Annotated in this window: 14 protein-coding genes; 6 read left to right on the top strand and 8 right to left on the bottom strand. The window is 69.2% G+C overall.

Going from position 1 to position 19,165, the window contains the following annotated elements; translation table 11 throughout:
• Positions 1-47 precede the first annotated feature (47 nt).
• Entirely contained in the window at positions 48-764 is a 717-nt protein-coding gene (locus ACZ6ZD_RS34460) for a class I SAM-dependent methyltransferase (protein WP_465678858.1), read from the top strand.
• On the opposite strand, the gene ACZ6ZD_RS34455 is transcribed toward ACZ6ZD_RS34460, so the two are convergent.
• The 6 genes from ACZ6ZD_RS34455 to ACZ6ZD_RS34430 all read right to left on the bottom strand — a co-directional run bounded on the left by ACZ6ZD_RS34455 (position 761) and on the right by ACZ6ZD_RS34430 (position 6,296).
• A complete protein-coding gene (locus ACZ6ZD_RS34455) occupies positions 761-1,402 on the bottom strand; it encodes a hypothetical protein (protein ID WP_465678538.1) in 642 nt (213 codons plus the stop codon). The two genes, ACZ6ZD_RS34460 and ACZ6ZD_RS34455, sit on opposite strands and share 4 nt — an antisense overlap.
• Positions 1,403-1,598: 196 nt before the next feature.
• Positions 1,599-2,450, bottom strand: a complete 852-nt coding sequence (locus ACZ6ZD_RS34450; protein WP_465678537.1) for an acyltransferase — start codon at positions 2,448-2,450, stop codon at positions 1,599-1,601.
• Between the two features lie 9 nt (positions 2,451-2,459).
• The gene (locus ACZ6ZD_RS34445; RefSeq protein WP_465678535.1) at positions 2,460-3,407 is read right to left on the bottom strand and encodes a class I SAM-dependent methyltransferase; all 948 of its coding nucleotides are present in this window, start codon (positions 3,405-3,407) and stop codon (positions 2,460-2,462) included.
• A gap of 1 nt (position 3,408) precedes the next feature.
• Complete coding sequence (locus ACZ6ZD_RS34440) at positions 3,409-4,188, bottom strand: enoyl-CoA hydratase/isomerase family protein (protein WP_465678534.1); 780 nt, start codon at positions 4,186-4,188, stop codon at positions 3,409-3,411.
• 45 nt (positions 4,189-4,233) lie between these two features.
• Positions 4,234-5,277, bottom strand: coding sequence for a Gfo/Idh/MocA family protein (locus tag ACZ6ZD_RS34435; protein WP_465678533.1), 1,044 nt, complete (start codon positions 5,275-5,277; stop codon positions 4,234-4,236).
• Positions 5,274-6,296, bottom strand: coding sequence for a Gfo/Idh/MocA family protein (locus ACZ6ZD_RS34430; RefSeq protein WP_465678531.1), 1,023 nt, complete (start codon positions 6,294-6,296; stop codon positions 5,274-5,276). The genes ACZ6ZD_RS34435 and ACZ6ZD_RS34430 overlap by 4 nt, the downstream gene beginning before the upstream one ends.
• A gap of 167 nt (positions 6,297-6,463) precedes the next feature.
• Here ACZ6ZD_RS34430 and glgX point away from each other — a divergent pair, with 167 nt between their 5' ends.
• From glgX to ACZ6ZD_RS34410, 4 genes are all read left to right on the top strand, one after another.
• Complete coding sequence (gene glgX / locus ACZ6ZD_RS34425; RefSeq protein ID WP_465678529.1) at positions 6,464-8,560, top strand: glycogen debranching protein GlgX; 2,097 nt, start codon at positions 6,464-6,466, stop codon at positions 8,558-8,560.
• 86 nt (positions 8,561-8,646) lie between these two features.
• On the top strand, positions 8,647-9,399 hold the full coding sequence (locus tag ACZ6ZD_RS34420; protein ID WP_465678527.1) for an SGNH/GDSL hydrolase family protein: 753 nt from the start codon (positions 8,647-8,649) through the stop codon (positions 9,397-9,399).
• A 40-nt stretch (positions 9,400-9,439) separates the two neighbouring features.
• Complete coding sequence (locus ACZ6ZD_RS34415; protein ID WP_465678525.1) at positions 9,440-10,264, top strand: MerR family transcriptional regulator; 825 nt, start codon at positions 9,440-9,442, stop codon at positions 10,262-10,264.
• Positions 10,264-11,121, top strand: coding sequence for a transglutaminase-like domain-containing protein (locus ACZ6ZD_RS34410; RefSeq protein WP_465678523.1), 858 nt, complete (start codon positions 10,264-10,266; stop codon positions 11,119-11,121). Before ACZ6ZD_RS34415 ends, ACZ6ZD_RS34410 begins: the two co-directional genes overlap by 1 nt.
• 75 nt (positions 11,122-11,196) lie before the next feature.
• Here the strand turns inward: ACZ6ZD_RS34410 and ACZ6ZD_RS34405 are convergent, their stop codons facing one another.
• A complete protein-coding gene (locus ACZ6ZD_RS34405) occupies positions 11,197-14,265 on the bottom strand; it encodes an AfsR/SARP family transcriptional regulator (protein WP_465678521.1) in 3,069 nt (1,022 codons plus the stop codon).
• Between the two features lie 72 nt (positions 14,266-14,337).
• Entirely contained in the window at positions 14,338-16,935 is a 2,598-nt protein-coding gene (gene glgP / locus ACZ6ZD_RS34400; RefSeq protein WP_465678519.1) for an alpha-glucan family phosphorylase, read from the bottom strand.
• Between the two features lie 221 nt (positions 16,936-17,156).
• Here glgP and ACZ6ZD_RS34395 point away from each other — a divergent pair, with 221 nt between their 5' ends.
• The gene (locus tag ACZ6ZD_RS34395) at positions 17,157-19,145 is read left to right on the top strand and encodes a maltotransferase domain-containing protein (RefSeq protein ID WP_465678518.1); all 1,989 of its coding nucleotides are present in this window, start codon (positions 17,157-17,159) and stop codon (positions 19,143-19,145) included.
• Positions 19,146-19,165 lie beyond the last annotated feature (20 nt).

The raw sequence follows: 19,165 nt of genomic DNA, 5'->3' as shown, positions 1-19,165 counted from the left end.
GTTCTACTCGCCGGTTGTGGTTAGGTGGCGGGGTGATTGAGCCTTTGATGCTTACTGGGGAGCGGACTGCGCCGGGGATCTGGCATGAGAATTACTGGTTTGCTCGGCATGAGGCGGCTTATCGGTGGGTGGTGGGGGCGGTGGTGCCGGGGGTGGCGGGGCGGGTGTTGGAGGCTGGGTGTGGTGAGGGGTATGGGGCGGAGATGTTGCGGGCCGCGGGTGGCGGGGCGGTGGTTGGGCTCGACTATGAAGATACGACTTTGGGGCATGTGCGCCGGGCTTATCCACAGGTGAATGTGGTGCGGGGGAACCTGGTGCAGATGGGGGTTGCCGATGACAGCTTCGGGTTGCTGACGTCGATGCAGACGGTGGAGCACTTGTGGGAGCAGCCGCGGTTCGTGCGGGAGTGCGCGCGGGTGCTGCGGCCGGGTGGGACGGCGGTGTTGAGTACGCCGAATCGGCTGACGTTCCCGAGTGGGAACTGGTACCACACGCGGGAGCTGACGGCCGCGGAGTTCGTGGAGCTGGTCGAGGCCGAGTTCGAGGTGACGCACGCGCTGGGGCTGCATCACGGGGAGCGGTTGCGGGCCTGGGAGGCGGCCAACGGGTCGTGTGTGGACGCGCAGCTGGCGACCGAGTACGACCAGTGGCCCGCGGAGTTGCGCGAGCTGGTGACCGGGACGCGCTGGGACGACTTCGAGATCAGGCCGGGCGACCTCGACGAGTCGCTCGACCTGATCCTGGTCGCGAAGGTCCCGGGTTAGGGACGGACGAACTTCTCGATGATCTTGCCGGCGATCAGGTAGACCAGCGCCGCGATCCCCCAGTTCACCAGCAGGGTGTTCTTCGCGGTCTCCAGCCGGAACAGGTCCCGGAACGGGCCGACCAGATCATGTCCGCGCTCGAGCACCCAGCGGACGATCTCGTTGCTCTGGTTGGTCTGGTCGAGCGCCGTGAACAGCGCGCCCAGCGCCAGCAGCGCGGCCGCGAGCACCGCGACCAGCCAGATCAGCGACGCCAGCAGGTTGCGCAGCTTGCGGACCCCCGCCCCCGCCGCTCCCAACGCCTGCTTACCGGCCGCGGCCTTGCTCGCCACACCGGACGCCGGTTTCGCACCAGCCGGCTTGGCAGGCTGCGTCGGCGCACTGGCCGCCGCAGACACCCGGCTGACCGGCTTCGTCACGGCCGTCTCGTCGGGCTGCTTGTCCGGTACGGCGGACGCGGCTGCCTGCTCCCGCGCCTTCTGCTCGGCGACGATCTCGGCCGCGGTCTTCGGCCGGGCCGTCTTGGTCGCGGTCGCGCCGCTGTTCACGTCGTCCGGCGGGGCCGCCTCGGCCCCCGTTGCCTTGTCGTCCTTGCCCACGTCGCCCATCTCCTCAGCCGGGGTCGGTTCGTCCTCCACGCCCGGAACCGGGGCAGCCACTTTCCTCCGGCGGCTGACCGGGACCGGACGCGGCGACAGCCTGCGCCGGGCGCCCGCGATCGGGGCCGGTGCCGCTGTCGTGCCGTCCACTGCGCGCATGTCCTCACCTACCGATTGCCCATCGGCGGGCGTTTCAACCGACCGGCGGGCCTCGGATCCGTCGGACCTCGCGTGCTCAGCCACGCTGCGTCTCCTCTCCGACGGCCATCCGGTCGTGCGGGACATAGTGCCCGACTGGTGAGTAACTTGAGAACCCCTCGACCACTTCTTCGTCATCGCCGGCAGTCGGTGTCACGGTGACCGGAGGTGTCGCGGGCAGTACTGGAACAGGTGCTGCCGGCACGGATCCGGCCGTCGCGCGCAACTGCGCGGCGGCGGCCGCGTTCTCCTCCGCGAGCCCGGCCAGGTAGGCCCGGCGAGGCGCGTCGGCGGCGTACCGGGTGGTGCGATCGGCGACGACGACGGCCGGAACCCCGGCCGCGACGGCGTACGCAGGAATGTTGCCACGGGCAACGCTGTTGGCGCCGATCACCACGCCGCGACCGATATCGGTTCCGCGGGTGACGGTGACTTTCGTGGCCAGCCAGCAGTCCGGGCCGATCCGGACCGGCGACTTCACCAGGCCCTGGTCCTTGATCGGCAGCCCGAGATCGTCGGTCTTGTGGTCGAAGTCGCAGATGTAGGTCCAGTCCGCGATCAGGGTGGAGGCGCCGATCTCGACGTCCAGGTAGCAGTTCACCGTGACGTCGCGGGCGAACACGACCTTGTCGCCGATCCGCAGCGTGCCCTCGTGCGCGCGCAGCCGCGTCTCGTCACCCAGATGCACCCATTTGCCGAGCACGATCCGGCCGTGGCCGCGCCGGGCGACGATCTCCAGATTCTTGCCCAGGAAGACGAAACCCTCGGTGACGACCTGCGGGTGCCGGAACTTGAACCAGGCGAACCGCCAGTACCGCTTCAGGTAGTACGGCGTCCACGCCCGGTGGCGCACCACCCAGCGCAGATTCGCCACCGACAGCAACCGCATCTACTTACCTTACTGCGCTACTCCAGTGATCGAGACGTTGTAGTACAGCTCGTCGGGCACGACATTCGAGAGAACCTTGTCCACCTTGGACAGCTGCAGCCACGACTTGTACGCGAACATCCGCCAGCCGAACCCGAGTTTCTGCTCCGGTACGGCGGCCTCGAACGTACGGATCGGCCAGCCGAGCCAAGCAGCGGTCAGCTCCTCGGTCACCGTCTTCACGTCGGCGGCGCCGGCCCGCGTCGCCATCCGGGCCAGGGTGTCCGGGTCGAAGGTGTGCAGGTCGACGACGGCTTCGAGCGCGGCCGCGCGGGACGACTCGTCGAGCTCGGCCTGCGGACGGCGCCAGTCCGCCAGCGCGGGCAGCTTCGTGACGTTGGTAGTCGCCCACCAGGTCAGCCGGGACAGGCGGCGCGCGATGAAGTCGCCGTACCGGGTCGGCTCGCCGCAGATGACGAAGCGGCCGCCGGGCTTGAGCACCCGGAGCATCTCGCGGAACGCGAGCTCGACATCCGGGATGTGGTGGATGACGGCGTGCCCGATGACGACGTCGAAGGTGTCGTCGTCGTACGGGAGCTTCTCGGCGTCGGCGACGCGGCCCTCGATCGCGAAGCCGAGCGTCTTGGCGTTCTTCTTCGCGGCTTCGACCATGCCCGGGGACAGGTCGGTCACGTGCGCCTCGTCCAGCACGCCGGCCAGTTTGAGGTTGAGCGTGAAGAAGCCGGTGCCGGCGCCGATCTCGAGTGACTTGCCGTACGGCCAGCCCTGGTCGCCGGCGATATCGGTGAACCGGTCCCGCGCGTAGGCGACGCAGCGCTCGTCGTACGAGATCGACCACTTCTCGTCGTAGGTCGCGGCTTCCCAGTCGTGGTAGAGGACCTGGGCGAGTTTGTTGTCGTTCCAGGCGGCCTCGACCTGCTCGGCGGTGGCGGCGGGCTTCTCGGCTGAGGTGGTCATGTCACTGTCCTTTAAAAGCGGCCTTACCGGGGCCGTTCTCGACGAAAGACTTCATTCCGGTACTACGGTCCTCGGTGGCGAACAGCGCGGCGAACTGCTGGCGCTCGATCTCCAGGCCGGTGGCCAGATCGACGCCGAGACCGGCGTCGATCGACTCCTTCGCGGCCCGCAGCGCGAGGGCGGCGCCGTTCGCGAACTGCGCGGCCCAGGCGACGGCGGCGGTGTACACCTCGGCGGCTGGGACGACCTTGTCGACCAGGCCGATCTGCAGCGCCTCGGCGGCGTCGACGAAACGGCCGGTGTAGATCAGGTCCTTGGCCTTGGACGGGCCGACCAGGCGGGACAGGCGCTGCGTGCCGCCCGCGCCGGGGATGATGCCGAGCAGGATCTCCGGCTGGCCGAGCTTGGCGTCGTCGGCGGCGATCCGGTAGTCCGCGCACAGGGCCAGCTCGCAGCCGCCACCGAGTGCGTACCCGGTGACGGCGGCGACTGTCGGCTTGGGGATCGCGGCGACGGCGGCCAGTGACGACTGCAGCGGACCGGAGCGTTTGACCATGTCGGCGTACGACATGTCGGCCATCTCCTTGATGTCCGCACCGGCGGCGAAGACCTTCTCACCGCCGTACACGACCACTGCGCGGACGTCGTCGTTCGCTGCGGCCTCCAGAGCGGCGGCCCGGATCTCCTCCTGGACCTGGACGTTCAGCGCGTTCATCTTCGGCCGATCCAGCCGGATCGTCCCAACCCCGTCACTCACGGTCAGGTTGACGAACTCACCCATACGTCGCTCCTTCACTACCCGCCGGTCACATCCCCCGGAACCGTACTACAGGTCTACTGGCTGACCGGAGCGGGCAGAGCGGCGGGCGGCGTCCACGATCTGCAGTGTGCGCAGACCGACGTCGCCGTCCGGCTGCGGCACCACAGCGGGCTTCTGACCGGCGACCGGCGGGCCAGCGGTGCGGACGGCGTCCAGGAACGTGTCCAGCAGCGACTCGTCCAGGTTGGTGCCGATACCGAGGAAAACTTCACCGTTGGGGTCCGTGCCGCCCACATGCGGGAGGAACGGCTCGATCTCGACCGATCCATTCGTACCGGTGACTTGGAGCGAGACGCCACCCCAGGTCGGGCCGTTGTCCGGGACGGACCAGGAACAGTCGATGGTTGCCAGCAGCCCGTTGTCGTAGGTGATGGTGACCAGACCGCCGGTTTCGACCTCAACACCCTTGTCTTGATGCAGCACGCGGTTCGAGGCGGCGTACACCCGGGACGCCGAGGCGCCACCGGTGAGGCCGTCGATCAGATCGGCGCAGTGCACGGTGTGGTCGACCAGCGCACCGCCCCCGGCCAGAGTCGCGTCGGTGAACCACTGGCGCGAGTCGTACGGGATCTTGCCGTTGTTGGTCCCCAGTACGGCGAACACCTCGCCCAGGCGACCAGCCTCGACCATGGCCCGCAACCGCAGGTACGACGGCGCAAAGCGCACCGGATAGGCGATCATCAGGATCGACCCAGCCGCTGCGCACGCAGCAAGCATCGCCTCTCCGTCAGCTACCTCAGTCGCCAGCGGCTTCTCGCACAGGACGTGTGCGCCCGCAGCGGCCGCCCGCTCGACCAGCTCGCGGTGACCGGCGTTTTCGGAGGTCACGACGACCGCATCCGGCCCCCAGGCGAACAGCTCGTCGTACGAGTCGACGTACGGGACGCCGACCTCCGCAGCGAAGGCAGCACCGCGCGGACCGGCGTCCGGCGCAGCAGCGCCGTCCGGGTCGGCAGAGAGGACCTCGACGTCCGGCATGTCGGCCAGCAGCCATGCGTACGAGGCGGCGTGGGTGTGTGCGAACGAAGCGATCGCAACCTTGAGCGTCATGCCACAGCTCCCGACGAGGTGAAGGTCTTCATGTCGATGGTCTTGCCGGTCTCCATGGACGCCCGCGCCGCTTCGGCGAGGTAAACGGCCGCAGCGCCGTCCGCACCGACGACGCGCGGCCCAGCGCCGCCACGCAGTCCGATGGCGAGCTCCCGCGCCTGCGTCAGGTAGGGGCTCTCCCCCAGCGCCGACTCCGGGATGAGCAGGTCGACGTCGGAGGCGGCGTCCTGCAGCTCCTCGACGAAGCCGGTGTCACCGTCCGATGTGTGTTTGAGGACGCCGCTGGCACCGGCGATCTGGTACCCGGTGCGGAACGGCGTCCCGGGCACACCCCAGGTCGCGCGGCACAGCGAGATCGCACCGGACTCGTGCGTCAGGGTGACGTGCGCAGAGACGTTCACCGGGCTGATGCCGTCGACACTCGGCGGACTCTGCACCGCGTAGACGCTGGTGACCTCGCCACACAGCCAACGGGCCTGGTCGAGGTCGTGGACCATCAGGTCCATGATGACGCCGCCGGAACGCGCGACATCGCGGTACCACTCCGAACCGGCCGGTGACGAAGCCTGCCGGAAGAAGCGCGCCACGGCGATGTCGCCGATCCGCCCCTCCTGGAGGGCGTCGTACGCCGCCTTGTACTCGGGGAAGTAGCGGACGACATGCGCCGGGTAGACCTTCACTCCGGCTGCCTCGGCGGCCGCCATCACCTCGTGCGAGTCGGCCGCCGTCAGTGTCAGCGGCTTCTCACACATCACGTTCTTGCCGGCTGCGATGGCAGCCAGCGTCAGCTCCTTGTGCGTCGCCGAAGGGGTGACGATGTCGACGAAGTCGACCGCGGCGAACAGCGCCTCCGCGGACGCCGCCACCTCCAGGCCGTACTCCTCGGCCAGCGCCTCGGCGCCCTCGACCGAGTGCACCAGGATGTGCGCGCCGAGTGCCTTCCACGCCGCCACGTGGACATGCGCGATGTTGCCCGCGCCGATCAGACCGACCCGCAGATCGGCCAGCTGTTCCGCCATTGAGACCCTCACATGAGTCCGGGAGTTTGTCGTAACTTAGTAACGATCCTTGCGTATCATTGCGCACAGACGATCGCAAGGACCGTCTCACGAACACAACGCGTTCAGTTGGGGCCGACGCACCCCACCGTCCCACCGGTTTCGGAGGTCTTGTGCAGAATGTGCCGGTGACCGACGCGACCACCGCCCTGCCCGCCGCCGGGCCTGCTGTTGAGTCCGGACCGCGGCTGGGAGCTGTGGTCCAGACCGATGGGACGACGTTCACCCTCTGGGCGCCGGCCGCCGAGCGGGTCGAGCTGGCGCTGGTCGCGGACGACGGCAGCCAGCGAAACCTCGACCTCGCCCACACCGGTGAGTTCTGGACCGGCTTCGTGCCTGGCGTCGGTCCTGGGCAGCGCTACGGCTACCGCGTGCACGGTCCGTTCGACCCGGCGCACGGGCTGCGTTTCAACCCGTCGAAGCTGCTGCTCGACCCGTACGCGCGCGCAGTCGACGGAGAGCTCGACTTCGCGAACCCGCTCATCTACGACTCGTCGGACGGGGACTCCGCCGGCCATGTCCCGGTCAGCGTCGTAGTCGGCCACTCCGAGCCGCCACCGCCGATCTGCAAGCCGGTGCACTGGGGCGAGACGGTCATCTACGAGCTGCACACCAAGGGCTTCACCAAGCTGCATCCCGATGTACCGGAGCACCAGCGCGGCACGTACGCCGGTCTGGCGCACCCCTCGGTCATCAACTACCTGACCGAGCTGGGCGTCACGTCTGTCGAGTTGCTACCGATTCACCAGTTTCTGACCGAGCCGGCAATCGCTGCGCGCGGCCTGCCGAACTACTGGGGCTACAACACCCTCGGGTACTTCGCGCCGCATGCGGCGTACTCGTCGGCCGGCTCCCGCGGTGAGCAGGTGGCCGAGTTCAAGGCGATGGTGGCGGCGTTCCATGCCGCAGGCATCGAAGTGATCCTGGATGTGGTCTACAACCACACCGCCGAGGGCGGCTTCGACGGACCGACGCTGAGCTTCCGCGGGATCGACAACCGCACGTACTACCGGCTGGGCCACGGCGGCACGATGTACGACGTCACCGGCACCGGCAACTCGGTCAACACCTCGCATCCGCAGGTCCGGCAGCTGCTGATGGACTCGCTGCGCTACTGGGTCGAGGAGATGGGCGTCGACGGCTTCCGGTTCGACCTGGCCGTCACGCTGGTCCGGAACGAGCGTCACGAGGTCGACTTGGTCGATCACCCCTTTCTGTCCGAGGTCGCGGCCGATCCGGTGCTCAGCACCGTCAAGCTGATCTCCGAGCCGTGGGACATCGGCAACTTCGGCTATCAGGTCGGCAACTTCGGGACGCCGTGGTCGGAGTGGAACGGCAAGTTCCGTGACAGCGTGCGGGACGTCTGGCGGAACACCTCCGACGGCGTGAAGGATCTGGCCTACCGGCTGTCCGGCTCCAGCGATCTGTACGGCGACGACGGCCGCTACCCGTATGCGTCGATCAACTTCGTCACCGCGCACGACGGCTTCACTCTGCGCGATCTGGTCAGCTACGACCACAAGCACAATGAGGCGAACCACGAGGACAACAGAGACGGGACTGACGACAACAGGTCCTGGAACTGCGGTGTCGAGGGCGAGACCGACAACGGCGACATCGTGGCGCTGCGGAAACGCCAGATGGCCAATCTGATGTCGACGCTGATCCTGTCGACCGGCGTACCGATGCTGACCATGGGCGACGAGTGCGGGCGCACGCAGGGCGGTAACAACAACGCTTACTGCCAGGACAACGAGATCTCCTGGTTCGACTGGGCTCTGCCCGACCAGTGGGCCGACCAGCTCGCGCTGACCAAGAAGCTGATCGCGCTCCGGGCCACGCACCCGACTCTGCGGCAGTGGCACTACTTCTCCGGGCAGCCCGTCGTACCCGGCGGCCGGAAGGACCTGTCCTGGATCGCGCCGCACGGCGGCGAGATGACGGATGCCGACTGGCACGACGGCAGTCTGCGCACGATCGGGATGTTCCTCGCCGGCGACGCGCTGCGGGCGCTGGACGCCGAGGGCAACGCGCTGACCGACAGCTCCTTCCTGCTGGCGCTGAACGCGACACCGGAGGCCCGGAACGTCGTCGTCCCGGATGCGTCGTGGGCGCCGGCGTACGAGGTCGTCCTGGACACCAGCAACAGCTTCGTCACCGAGGTGGAGGCCGGTGCGACCGTGCCGCTACCGCCTCGCTGTTTGGTGTTGCTCCGCGCGCTCTGACTGGGGCGGCGAAGGAATCTGGCTAGCTTGTTAACCTTCGCCTTGTACCTTCTTTGGTCACCTGCTGTTCACCCGTGGGGGGACCAATGTTCTTTCGTCAACGGACGACGCCGATCGGCGCGCTGCACCGCGCGATCATGCGCTGGGGCGAGGCCGAGCGGACCAGTTCTCGCCTCGCCGTGCAGCGCTGGCTCGACGGCGTCGCGTACGTCGACGTCCAGGCGCGCACGTACGCCGACTACTGGACCAAGCAGAACACGCAGGCCCTGGCCGGAGACGGTCCGCTGTGGGTCGTCCTCGGCGACTCGACCGCGCAGGGCCTCGGTGCGTCCTCCCCACTGCACGGCTACGTGGGTCAGGTCCTGAACGCGCTCCGCCGGGGCGGCAGCCCTTGGCGCGTCCTCAACCTCTCCCGCTCCGGTGCACAGACCAAACACGTGCTGGACGACCAGCTCCCGCTGCTGGACGGCGTCCGGCCCGCCCTGGTCACCTGCGGCATCGGCAGCAACGACATCCTCGCTACCTCGCCGAAGCGGTTCCGCGACCACCTCAGCGAAGTGATCGAACGGCTGCCCTCCTCATCAGTGGTCATGGACCTCACCGTTCCGGACCGCCTGTGGCGCGTCGGCGGCGCAGTCAGCCCCTACGTAGCCGGCATCAATCAACACATCAGTACGACGGCAGCCGGGCGCAGTCTGCCCGTCGCCGAGGTCTCCAGGCACGCCCGGCCCCCGTGGCGCGGCATGCTCGCCCCCGACAATTTCCACCCCAACAACCTCGGCTATCGCCGCCACGCCGACGCCCTGCTCGCCGCACTGCCGACCGGCATTCGCAGCTAGCGCTTTACTCTGCCCCTGGGGCAGGGGGTTTGATGATCGTGTGTTGACGATCAGCGAGTTCGGGCGGCGAGCAGGGCTTTCCCAGAAGGCTCTGCGGCTGTACGACGTGTCCGGGCTGCTACCGCCCGCCCGCGTCGACCCCGCCAACGGCTACCGCTTCTACGACGAGGACCAGCTGGAACGGGCCCGGCGGATCAGCGTGCTCAGACAGCTCGCCATGCCGCTGAGCACGATCAGTGAGGTGCTGGCCTGTTCCGACGCGGACGCCGTCGTCCGGCTCGATCGGTGGTGGACCGCCGAGGAGGCCACGACAGCGGCGCGGCGGGCGACGTTCGAGTACCTGCGCGGCCGGTTGAACCGGACCGACGTCCCCGACCTCGCACCGCGGCCGGTACTCGTCCGCGAGGTGCCGGCGACGAAGGTGGCCACGATCCGGACCACGACCGACCAGCAGCTGCTGGTCGGCGTGATCGTGTCGGCGACCGACGAGATCGCGTCCTACCTGTCGGCTGCCGGCGCGCAGCGGACCGGTGAGTCCTGGGTGATCTACCACGACCCGATCACGCCGGAAGGTGAAGGCACTGTCGAGATGTGCGTGCCGTTCACCGGGCTGGTCGACCCGTCCGGTGAGATCACGATCCGGGTCGAGGCCGCGCACTCGGAGGCGTACTGCACGATCACGATGGACGAGTGCGCGTTCCCGCGGATCCTGCACGCCTACGACCTGGTCTTCGACTGGGCCCGAGCGGCCGGCCGCCCCGAAGCCGGCGCGCCGCGTGAGGTCTACCGGCCGGACTGCCACCTCCTCCCCCGGAACGCGCCTGCCGTCGACATTGCCCTGCCAGTCATCGAGAGGACAGTTTGATGGACTACACGCGGCAGACGCCGTACAGCGACCCGGGCGCCTACGCGCACCTGTTCGACGCGCTCCCCGACGACATCCCCGCGATCGGGGCCGCCGTCCGCAATCTGCTCATCCACTACCGCGGCGGCGGGATCCAGTTCACCGGCGACCGGCTCGCCGAGATCGACCACCGCTGGGTCGCCGCGATCCTCGCGACCGACCAGCGTCGCAACGGCACCCCGCTCGCGGTCCCCCGTCAGCCTTTCGACCGCGTCGTCGGTTGCTGTCGCGACTACACCCTGGTGTTCGTCTCGGCCCTGCGCCACCGCGGCATCCCGGCCCGGAGCCGGATCGGTTTCGCGGCGTACTTCGGTCCGGACTACCACTACGACCACGTCGTCGCGGAGTACTGGAACGGCGACCGCTGGGTGATGACCGACCCGCAACTGGACCTCGCCGCGGACCACGGGTTCGACCCGCTGGACATGCCGGTCGGCCCGTTCCTGTCCGCAGCGGAGGTCTGGCTCGACACTCGCGCCGGACGCCGTGACCCGGACACGTTCGGCGTCGAGCCCGGCTCGCCGCTCGGCGGCGCGTGGTTCGTCAACAACTACGTCTACCTGCAGCTCGCGCACCTGTTCGGCGACGAGACCCTGCTCTGGGACGCCTGGCCGGCCCACACCGAGCGCGGTCTGACGCCCAGTGCTCCCGAGCGCACCGACGAGGTGGCGAACCTGCTGATGGCGTTCGATCAGCCGGAGGCCGTAGGAGCCCTTGCCGCCGGTTACCCGGAGTGGGGACCGGCCGGCAAAGTTCAGATGAGGTCGCCCAGCGGTGCTCCCGAGCGCTGGGACACGATTCCCTCAGAAGTCGCGTGACTGCATGATCTCAACCCCTTCGACTCAACGGTGTCCATCCGTTGAAGAGGTTCGCAGCGGCCGCCTACACGGCGCCTACACGTCGGTCAGCCAGGCCGCTTCCCAGCTGGGCGGCTGGTAGCCGGTAGCTCTGTGCAGCTCACGAGCCTGCTTGGCACTTGTGGTGACAGAGATCTGCAGGCGGCTGAGCAAGGCCAGTGCATTGGCTTCAGAGATGCGCAGGCCGTAGCGGCGCGCGGCTGCGACCGCGCTGATCGCGTGTGCCGCGGCAGCCGCGGTCCGGCCGCTGTCAGCGAGGGCGGCGGCCAGGCCGATCTGGGCGATCACTCCGCCGCGGCGTTCACCTGTCTGTTGTGCCAGCTCCAGTGCGCGCGAGTGGAGCGCTACTGCCTGCAGGTGGTCGCCGCGGCGGCGCTGCACGACGCCGGAGACGTTGCTGGTGTCGATCTCCGCGGCTGGGCTGCGAATCGCTCGGGCCAACGTCAGAGCGTCGGCGGCGTACTTCGCGGCCTGGTCGAGCTCGTCGAGGTCGCAGCTGAGCTCAGCCAGGCCGTACAACGCGTAGGCGACCGACAGGTCCTCACCGATCTCCCGGGCGAGCTGGAGCGAGTGAGCCAGCTCGACAGCCGCACCGGCGGTGTCGCCAAGTCTGTGCAAGCACTGGCCGAGGGTGAAGGTCGTGTGCGGCGTCGCTGTCGCGCCGGTGGCCGCACGGACCGCTTCTGATTCGCGGAGCTGCTGAACAGCCTCGGTCAGGTCGCCGGTGTAGAACATCACGGTGGCCAGGTTGGACAGCTTGGTCGCGCGGCTGACCGCGGCGCCCGAAGCGTGGTCGAGCGCGCCGCCGTACTGGAAGGCCTCGATCGCTTCGGCGTACCTGGCCTGCGACGTGTAAAGCACGGCCAGGTTGTTGTAGACCGGCCCGTTGTCCTGGTCCTTCCCGACCGAGCGGCGGAGCGCGATCGCCTGCTGGTAATGCGATTCCGCCAGCTGGAACTCGGCGCGATAGCTGTGCAGTACGCCGAGACTCAGATGCTGAACGGCCTGTACGTCGACCGTCCCCGCCTCCTCCGCCGCAGCGAGGCCGGCGCGGGCGAGGCGCTCCCAGTCGTCGTTGTGGCGGCGGGCAGCGAAGTAGCCGCGCAGCGAATCGGCGATGTGCCAGGTCAGCTCGACGGGCTCGGTCACCTGCTGGGCGGCCGCGACCAGACCGGCACGTTCGGCATCCAGCCAGGCCAGCGCGGCTCCGTGATCCGAGAAGGCTGGGACGTCGCCGTACGACCGCGGGAGCCGCCGGACGACGGGATAGAGCAGACCAGCAGCTCGGTCGACGCGAGCGATCTGGTACTCGACGAGTCCGCGGACCGCTGCATCAGCAGCCGCTGGTCCATCCGTCGCCAGAGCCTGCTCGGCGGCGTACAGGCGGAGCAGGTCGTGGAACTGGTAGCGGCCGGGCCGGTAGTGCTGGATGAGACTCGTGGCGGCCAGATTCTCCAGCAGGCGCTCGGCTTCGGCGTACGTCGTCGCCAGCAAGACGGCTGCGGACTCTGCAGTGAAGTCCGGGCCGGGGATTGTGCCGAGCAGCCGGAACGTGCGCGCTACCGCCGGGTCGAGCCCACGGTAGGACAGGTCGAACGCAGCCCGGACGGCGTCATCGCCCGCAACCTGCAGCCGGCTGAGGCGATCGCCACCGCGCAACTCGTCTACGTAGCCGGCGATCGACCGATCCGGGTGCAGGCTCAGGTTGGCCCCGGCGATCCGGAGCGCCAGCGGTAGCCGGGCACACAACTCGACCAGCTCGGCGACAGCCGTCGCCTCCGCGGCCACTCGGTCCGCACCGAGCACCGCGGCCAGCAACGCCGTACCGGCATCAGCTGTCAGCACAGGCAACTGCAGCCCGGACGAACCATGGCGTACCGCCAGCCCCCGCAGGTCCTGCCGACTCGTCACCAGGACGGCGCTGCCCTCGGTACCCGGGATCAGATCCTCGACATGTGCCGCACCGGCCGCGTCGTCCAGCACCAGCAACACCCGACGACCAGCAAGCCGCGCCCGCAACGCAGCCGCCCGAGCCGACGCCCCACGCGGTATAGCCGTGCCAGCAACGCCAGAAGCGAGTAACAACTCCCCCAGGACGTCGGACGCGTCGCGACCACCGCGCTGCGCGCCGTCGAGTCGCACGAACCACTGGCCGTCCGGAAACGACTCCCGCACCCGGTGCGCGATCCGCACGGCCAGAGTCGACTTCCCAACCCCAGCACCGCCATGGATCGCCACAACCGGCACAGAGTCACCTGACAGCCGCTCAGCCAGCTCATCGACCAGGGTCTCCCGGCCGACCACGCCGCTGGCCTCCCGCGGCAACTGGTACTGCGGCTCCCAGCTGTCCAACCGACGTACGACGGGCGCCTGGCTCAGGTCAGCGACGCCCTCCAGCACCTCTCGCTCCAGCCGCCGCAACTCGGGCCCAGGCTCGACAGCAAGCACATCCGTCAGCAGCCGCCGCACAGTCCGATAAGTCTCGAGCGCCTCGGCCTGCTGCTCCGACCGGTACAGCGCGATCATCAGCTGCGCCCAGAACCGCTCCCGCAACGGATGCTCACCGGTCAGCACCCGCAGCTCGGCAATCAACGCCGCATGCCGCCCAAGACTCAGCTCCGCGTCTATCCGTTGTTCCAACGCCTGCAACCGGCTCTCGGCCAGCGCCGGCACCAGATCCCGCTGCAGCGACTCCCCCGGCACATCAACCAGCGCCGGACCACGCCACAACGCCAGCGCGTCAGTCAAGCACCGCGCCCGCACACCGGCGTCCGCAGTCCGATCGGCGTCCCGAACAAGCGACTCGAACCGCTCGACATCCAGCTCACCCGGCTCGACCGCAATCCGGTAGCCACCCGGCACCGTCTCGATCGGGCTCGGCGTCCCCAGAACACTCCGCAGCCGAACCACCTGCACCTGCAGCGCAGCCTTGGCTTTCGCCGGCGGCGCCGCATCCCACACCCGCTCGATCAGCTCGTCCACCAGCACAACCGAGTTGGCCCTCAGCAACAAAGCCGCCAGCACCGTCCGCTGCCCGCCCGGCGGCACCCGAACCTCCGCACCGGACACCACCACCCGCAACGGCCCCAGCAGACTGAACTCCACCGCCGTACGATCCCACGGAAAAGGACGACCCCGCCTGGTGAGGCAGGCGGGGCCGGTTTCTTCAGTAACGGCTCAGAACTCTGAGCCCGCGGGGAGGTCGGGGGTGCTCGGGTCTTCCGGGTCGGACGGGCCGGCGGCCAGGCCGAGCTCGGCCGAGCTGGCCAGCGCCTTGTGGTTCGGGACGACGCGGACCGTGTAGCCGAAGGGGCCGGTGCGGTCGAGCTTCAGCTCACCTTCGTAGCGGTGCCGGTTGCCCTCGTAGGTCTCGGCCAGGGAGAGCGCCGCGTGGACGGGATCGGTGATCTCGTCGTTGGCGTCCACCCGGCCGTGCAGGACCTCGACGCAGATGTCGGCCGGGTCGAGGTCGCCGAGCGCGGCGAAGGCGCGGACGCCGACCGTCGTGCCGAGCTGCGGGACGTCGCCGAGGCCCTGGAGCTCGACGTGGTCGACGCGGATCTGCGGCCAGGCGGCGCGGATCTTCTGCTTCCACGCGGCCAGCTCGCGGGCGCCGTCGTACGTCGAGTTCAGCGCGCGCGACGACTTGGCGGCCGGGACGTAGAGCTGCTCGACGTAGTCGCGGACCATCCGGGTCGCGAGCACCTTCGGGCCGAGCTCCTTGATCGTGTGCCGCAGCATCTCGATCCAGCGGCCCGGCACCTCACCGTCGTAGAAGCGCGGCGCGACCTGCTTCTCGATCAGGTCGTAGAGCGCGTGCGCCTCGAGGTCGTCGCGGCGGTCGGTGTCCTCGATCCCCTCGGCCGACGGGATCGCCCAGCCGAACTCGTCGTCGTACCACTCGTCCCACCAGCCGTCGCGGATGGACAGGTTGAGGGCGCCGTTCAGCGCGGCCTTCATCCCCGACGTACCGCAGGCCTCGTACGGCCGCAGCGGGTTGTTCAGCCAGACGTCGCAGCCCGGGTACATCGGCTGCGCGAGCGCGATGTCGTAGTCCGGGACGAAGACGATCCGGTGCCGGACCTCGGGGTCGTCGGCGAAGCGGACCATCTCCTGGATCAGCTTCTTGCCGCCCTCGTCGTGCGGGTGCGACTTCCCGGCGATGACGATCTGGATCGGCCGCTGCGGGTCGAGCAGCAGCTTCTTCAGCCGGGCCGGGTCGCGCAGCATCAGCGTCAGCCGCTTGTACGACGGGACGCGGCGCGCGAAGCCCATCGTCAGCACGTCCGGGTCGAGGATCTCGTCGACCCAGCCGAGCTCGGCCTCGCTGGCGCCGCGGTTCAGCCAGGACTGGCGGACCCGGGCGCGGGTGTCGTCGATGAACCGCTGGCGCAGGATCCGCTTGGTCTCCCAGATCTGCGCGTCGGTGGTCTTGTCGAGCCCGTCGAAGATGTCCTCGGCCTCGGCGGTGTCGGTGGTCGCGAGCGTCAGCTGGTTGATCTCGCGGGCCACCCAGGTCGGCGCGTGCACGCCGTTGGTGATCGAGGTGATCGGGACGTCGGCGGAGTCGAAACTCGGCCACAGGCCGGCGAACATCCCCCGGCTGACCACGCCGTGCAGTTTCGAGACGCCGTTGGCCCGCTGGGCCAGCCGCAGTCCCATGATCGCCATGTTGAAGACGCCCGGGTCGCCGCCCTCGAAGTCCTCGGCGCCGAGCTCCAGGATCCGGTCGATCGGCACGCCCTCGCCGAACGCGTCCGGCGAGAAGTGCTGCTGGATCAGCTCGACCGGGAACCGGTCGATCCCGGCCGGGACCGGCGTGTGCGTGGTGAACACGGTGCCGCCGCGGTTGACCTCGAGCGCGGTGTCGAAGTCCAGGCCCTTGTCGGCGGCCAGCTCGCGGATCCGCTCGACGCCGAGGAAACCGGCGTGGCCCTCGTTGGTGTGGAAGACCTCCGGCGCGGCATGCCCGGTGATCCGGCAGAACTCGCGGACCGCGCGGACGCCGCCGACGCCGAGCAGCAGCTCCTGCAGCAGCCGGTGCTCCGTCGTCCCGCCGTACAGCCGGTCGGTGACCTCGCGCTCGGCGGGCTCGTTCTCCTCGATGTCGGAGTCGAGCATCAGCAACGGCACCCGGCCGACCTGGGCGACCCAGATCTGCGCGCGCAACTGCCGCTCACCAGGCAGCGTCAGCGTCACGGTCGCCGGGACGTCGCCGTCGCGGAGCAGGCTGATCGGCAGCCCGTCCGGGTCGACGAGCGGGTAGCGCTCCTGCTGCCAGCCCTCGCGGTTCAGCGACTGGGCGAAGTAGCCGTGCCGGTAGAGCAGCCCGACGCCGATCAGCGGGACGCCGAGGTCGGAGGCCGCCTTCAGGTGGTCGCCGGCCAGGATGCCCAGACCGCCGGAGTACTGCGGCAGCACGTGCGTGATGCCGAACTCCGGGGAGAAGTAGGCCACGCCGCTCACCGGCGAGCCGGCCTCGGCCTGGAACCAGCGCGCGTCGGAGACGTAGCCGGTCAGGTCGGAGACGGCCAGCTCGAGGCGGCGCAGGAAGGCCGGGTCGCTCGCCAGCTCGTCGAGCCGGGCCGCCGGAACCTCGCCGAGCAGGCGGACCGGATCGCCGCCGGTGCTGCGCCACAGCTGCGGATCCACGGCCTCGAAGACGTCCTGCGTCTCCGGGTGCCAGGCCCAGCGGAGGTTGTTCACCAGGGTGCCGAGACCGGTCAGCGGCTCGGGCAGGACAGGGCGGACGGAGAATCGTCGTATCGCTCGCACCGGGACACCGTACCGGCCCGAAGCGGTCAGGACACCCCCGGCATGCATCTTTTTTGCAACACGAGCAAGACTTTGCAGGGACCGTCCGGTGACCGGTTGTTCAGATTCCAGACCGTGGACCGAACCGTGACCCACGCTTGCGCGGTGTGGACGCTGGGAACCGATACGGTCAGTGTTGTCGTACGAACGATCACCCTAGAGAGCGAAGGTTCTGCCACGCCATGACTGGGCGCATCCCGATCACCGATGTCACTCCGACCGTCGACGCCGGAGCGTATCCGGCCAAGGCCGCGGTCGGCGAGACGTTCACCATCGCCGCGACGGTGTTCCGCGAGGGCCATGACGCGGTGAACGCGAACGTCGTCCTGACCTCGCCGTCGGGGCAGACCAGACGGATGCTGATGACGCCCGGCCAGGCCGGCACCGACCGCTGGTCGGTCGACGTCACCCTGCAGGAGCAGGGCGCGTGGACGTTCGCGGTCGAGGGCTGGAGCGACCCGTACGGCACCTGGCGGCACAACGCCGAGATCAAGATCCCGGCCGGCCTCGACGTCGACCTGATGTTCGCCGAGGGCGCCGCCTTCTTCGACCGCGCGGCCGCCGGCGTCCCGCCCGCCGTCCGCGCCGATCGGGCGACGCTCGGCGACGCCGCGCAGGCGCTGGCCAACGGCGCGCTGCCGCCGGAGGCCCGGCTCGCCGCCGGGATCTCGCCGCAGGTGCGGGCCGCGCTCGGCCGGTACCCGGTGCGCGAGCTGATCACGTCGTCCGAGACCTACCCGGTCTGGGTGGACCGGACCCGCGCGCTCTACGGCAGCTGGTACGAGTTCTTCCCGCGGTCCGAGGGCGCCGAGTACGACGAGGCGACCGGCGAGTGGAAGTCGGGCACGCTGCGGACGGCCGCCGAGCGGCTCGAGGCCGTGGCCAAGATGGGCTTCGACATCCTCTACGTGCCGCCGATCCACCCGATCGGCAAGTCCTTCCGCAAGGGCCCGAACAACACCCTCGACCCCAAGGACGGCGACCCGGGCTCGCCGTGGGCGATCGGCTCCGAGGACGGCGGCCACGACGCGATCCACCCCGAGCTCGGCACCTTCGAGGACTTCGAGTACTTCGTCGGCCGCGCCCGCGAGGTCGGGCTCGAGGTCGCGATCGACCTGGCCCTGCAGGCCTCGCCGGACCACCCGTGGGTCAAGGAGCACCCGAAGTGGTTCTCGGTCCGCGCCGACGGCTCGATCGCGTACGCCGAGAACCCGCCGAAGAAGTACCAGGACATCTACCCGATCAACTTCGACAACGACCCCGAGGGCATCTACGCCGAGGTGCTGCGGGTCGTGAAGCTGTGGATCGACAAGGGCGTCACGGTGTTCCGGGTCGACAACCCGCACACCAAGCCGGTCAACTTCTGGGAGTACCTGCTCGGCGAGATCCGCAAGACCGACCCGGACGTCGTCTTCCTGTCCGAGGCGTTCACCCGGCGGCCGATGATGCAGGAGCTGGCCAAGGTCGGTTTCCACCAGTCCTACACCTACTTCACCTGGCGCAACGAGAAGTGGGAGCTGGAGGAGTACCTGGAGGAGCTGACCAAGGAGACCGGCCACTTCCTGCGGCCGAACTTCTTCGTCAACACTCCGGACATCCTGACCGCCTACCTGCAGTACGGCGGCCCCGGCGCGTTCAAGATCCGCGCCGCGATCGCAGCGACGTCCTCGCCGTCCTGGGGCGTGTACGCCGGGTACGAGCTGTTCGAATACGTCGCGCTGCGGCCGGGCTCGGAGGAGTACCTGGACACCGAGAAGTTCCAGCTCCGCCCGCGGGACTGGGCCGCCGCCGAGGCCGAGGGCCGTTCGCTGGCGCCGTACCTCACCTTGCTGAACACGGTCCGCCGCCGGCACCCGGCGCTGCAGCAGCTGCGCAACCTCAGCCTGCACAAGGTCGACGACGAGCAGATCCTCTGCTTCTCCAAGCGCACCACCGGCGCCGACGGCCACAGCGACACCCTGATCGTCGTCGTCAACACCGACCCGCACGCCGTCCGCGAGACGATGGTGCACCTCGACATGGCCGCCCTCGGGATGCGCCCCGAGGACACCTTCACCGTCTACGACGAGATCACCGGCGCCACCTGGCGCTGGGGCCAGCAGAACTACGTCAAACTCGACCCCAACGGCGAGCCCGCACACATCCTCGCCGTCCGCCGCGGCCAGGCCTGACCGCGCCGGAACGCAGTCTG

It is taken from the genome of Kribbella sp. NPDC104218 (assembly GCF_055584105.1).
Note: the sequence above shows the minus strand (reverse complement) of the source record. Positions and strands in the feature narration are given on the sequence as shown.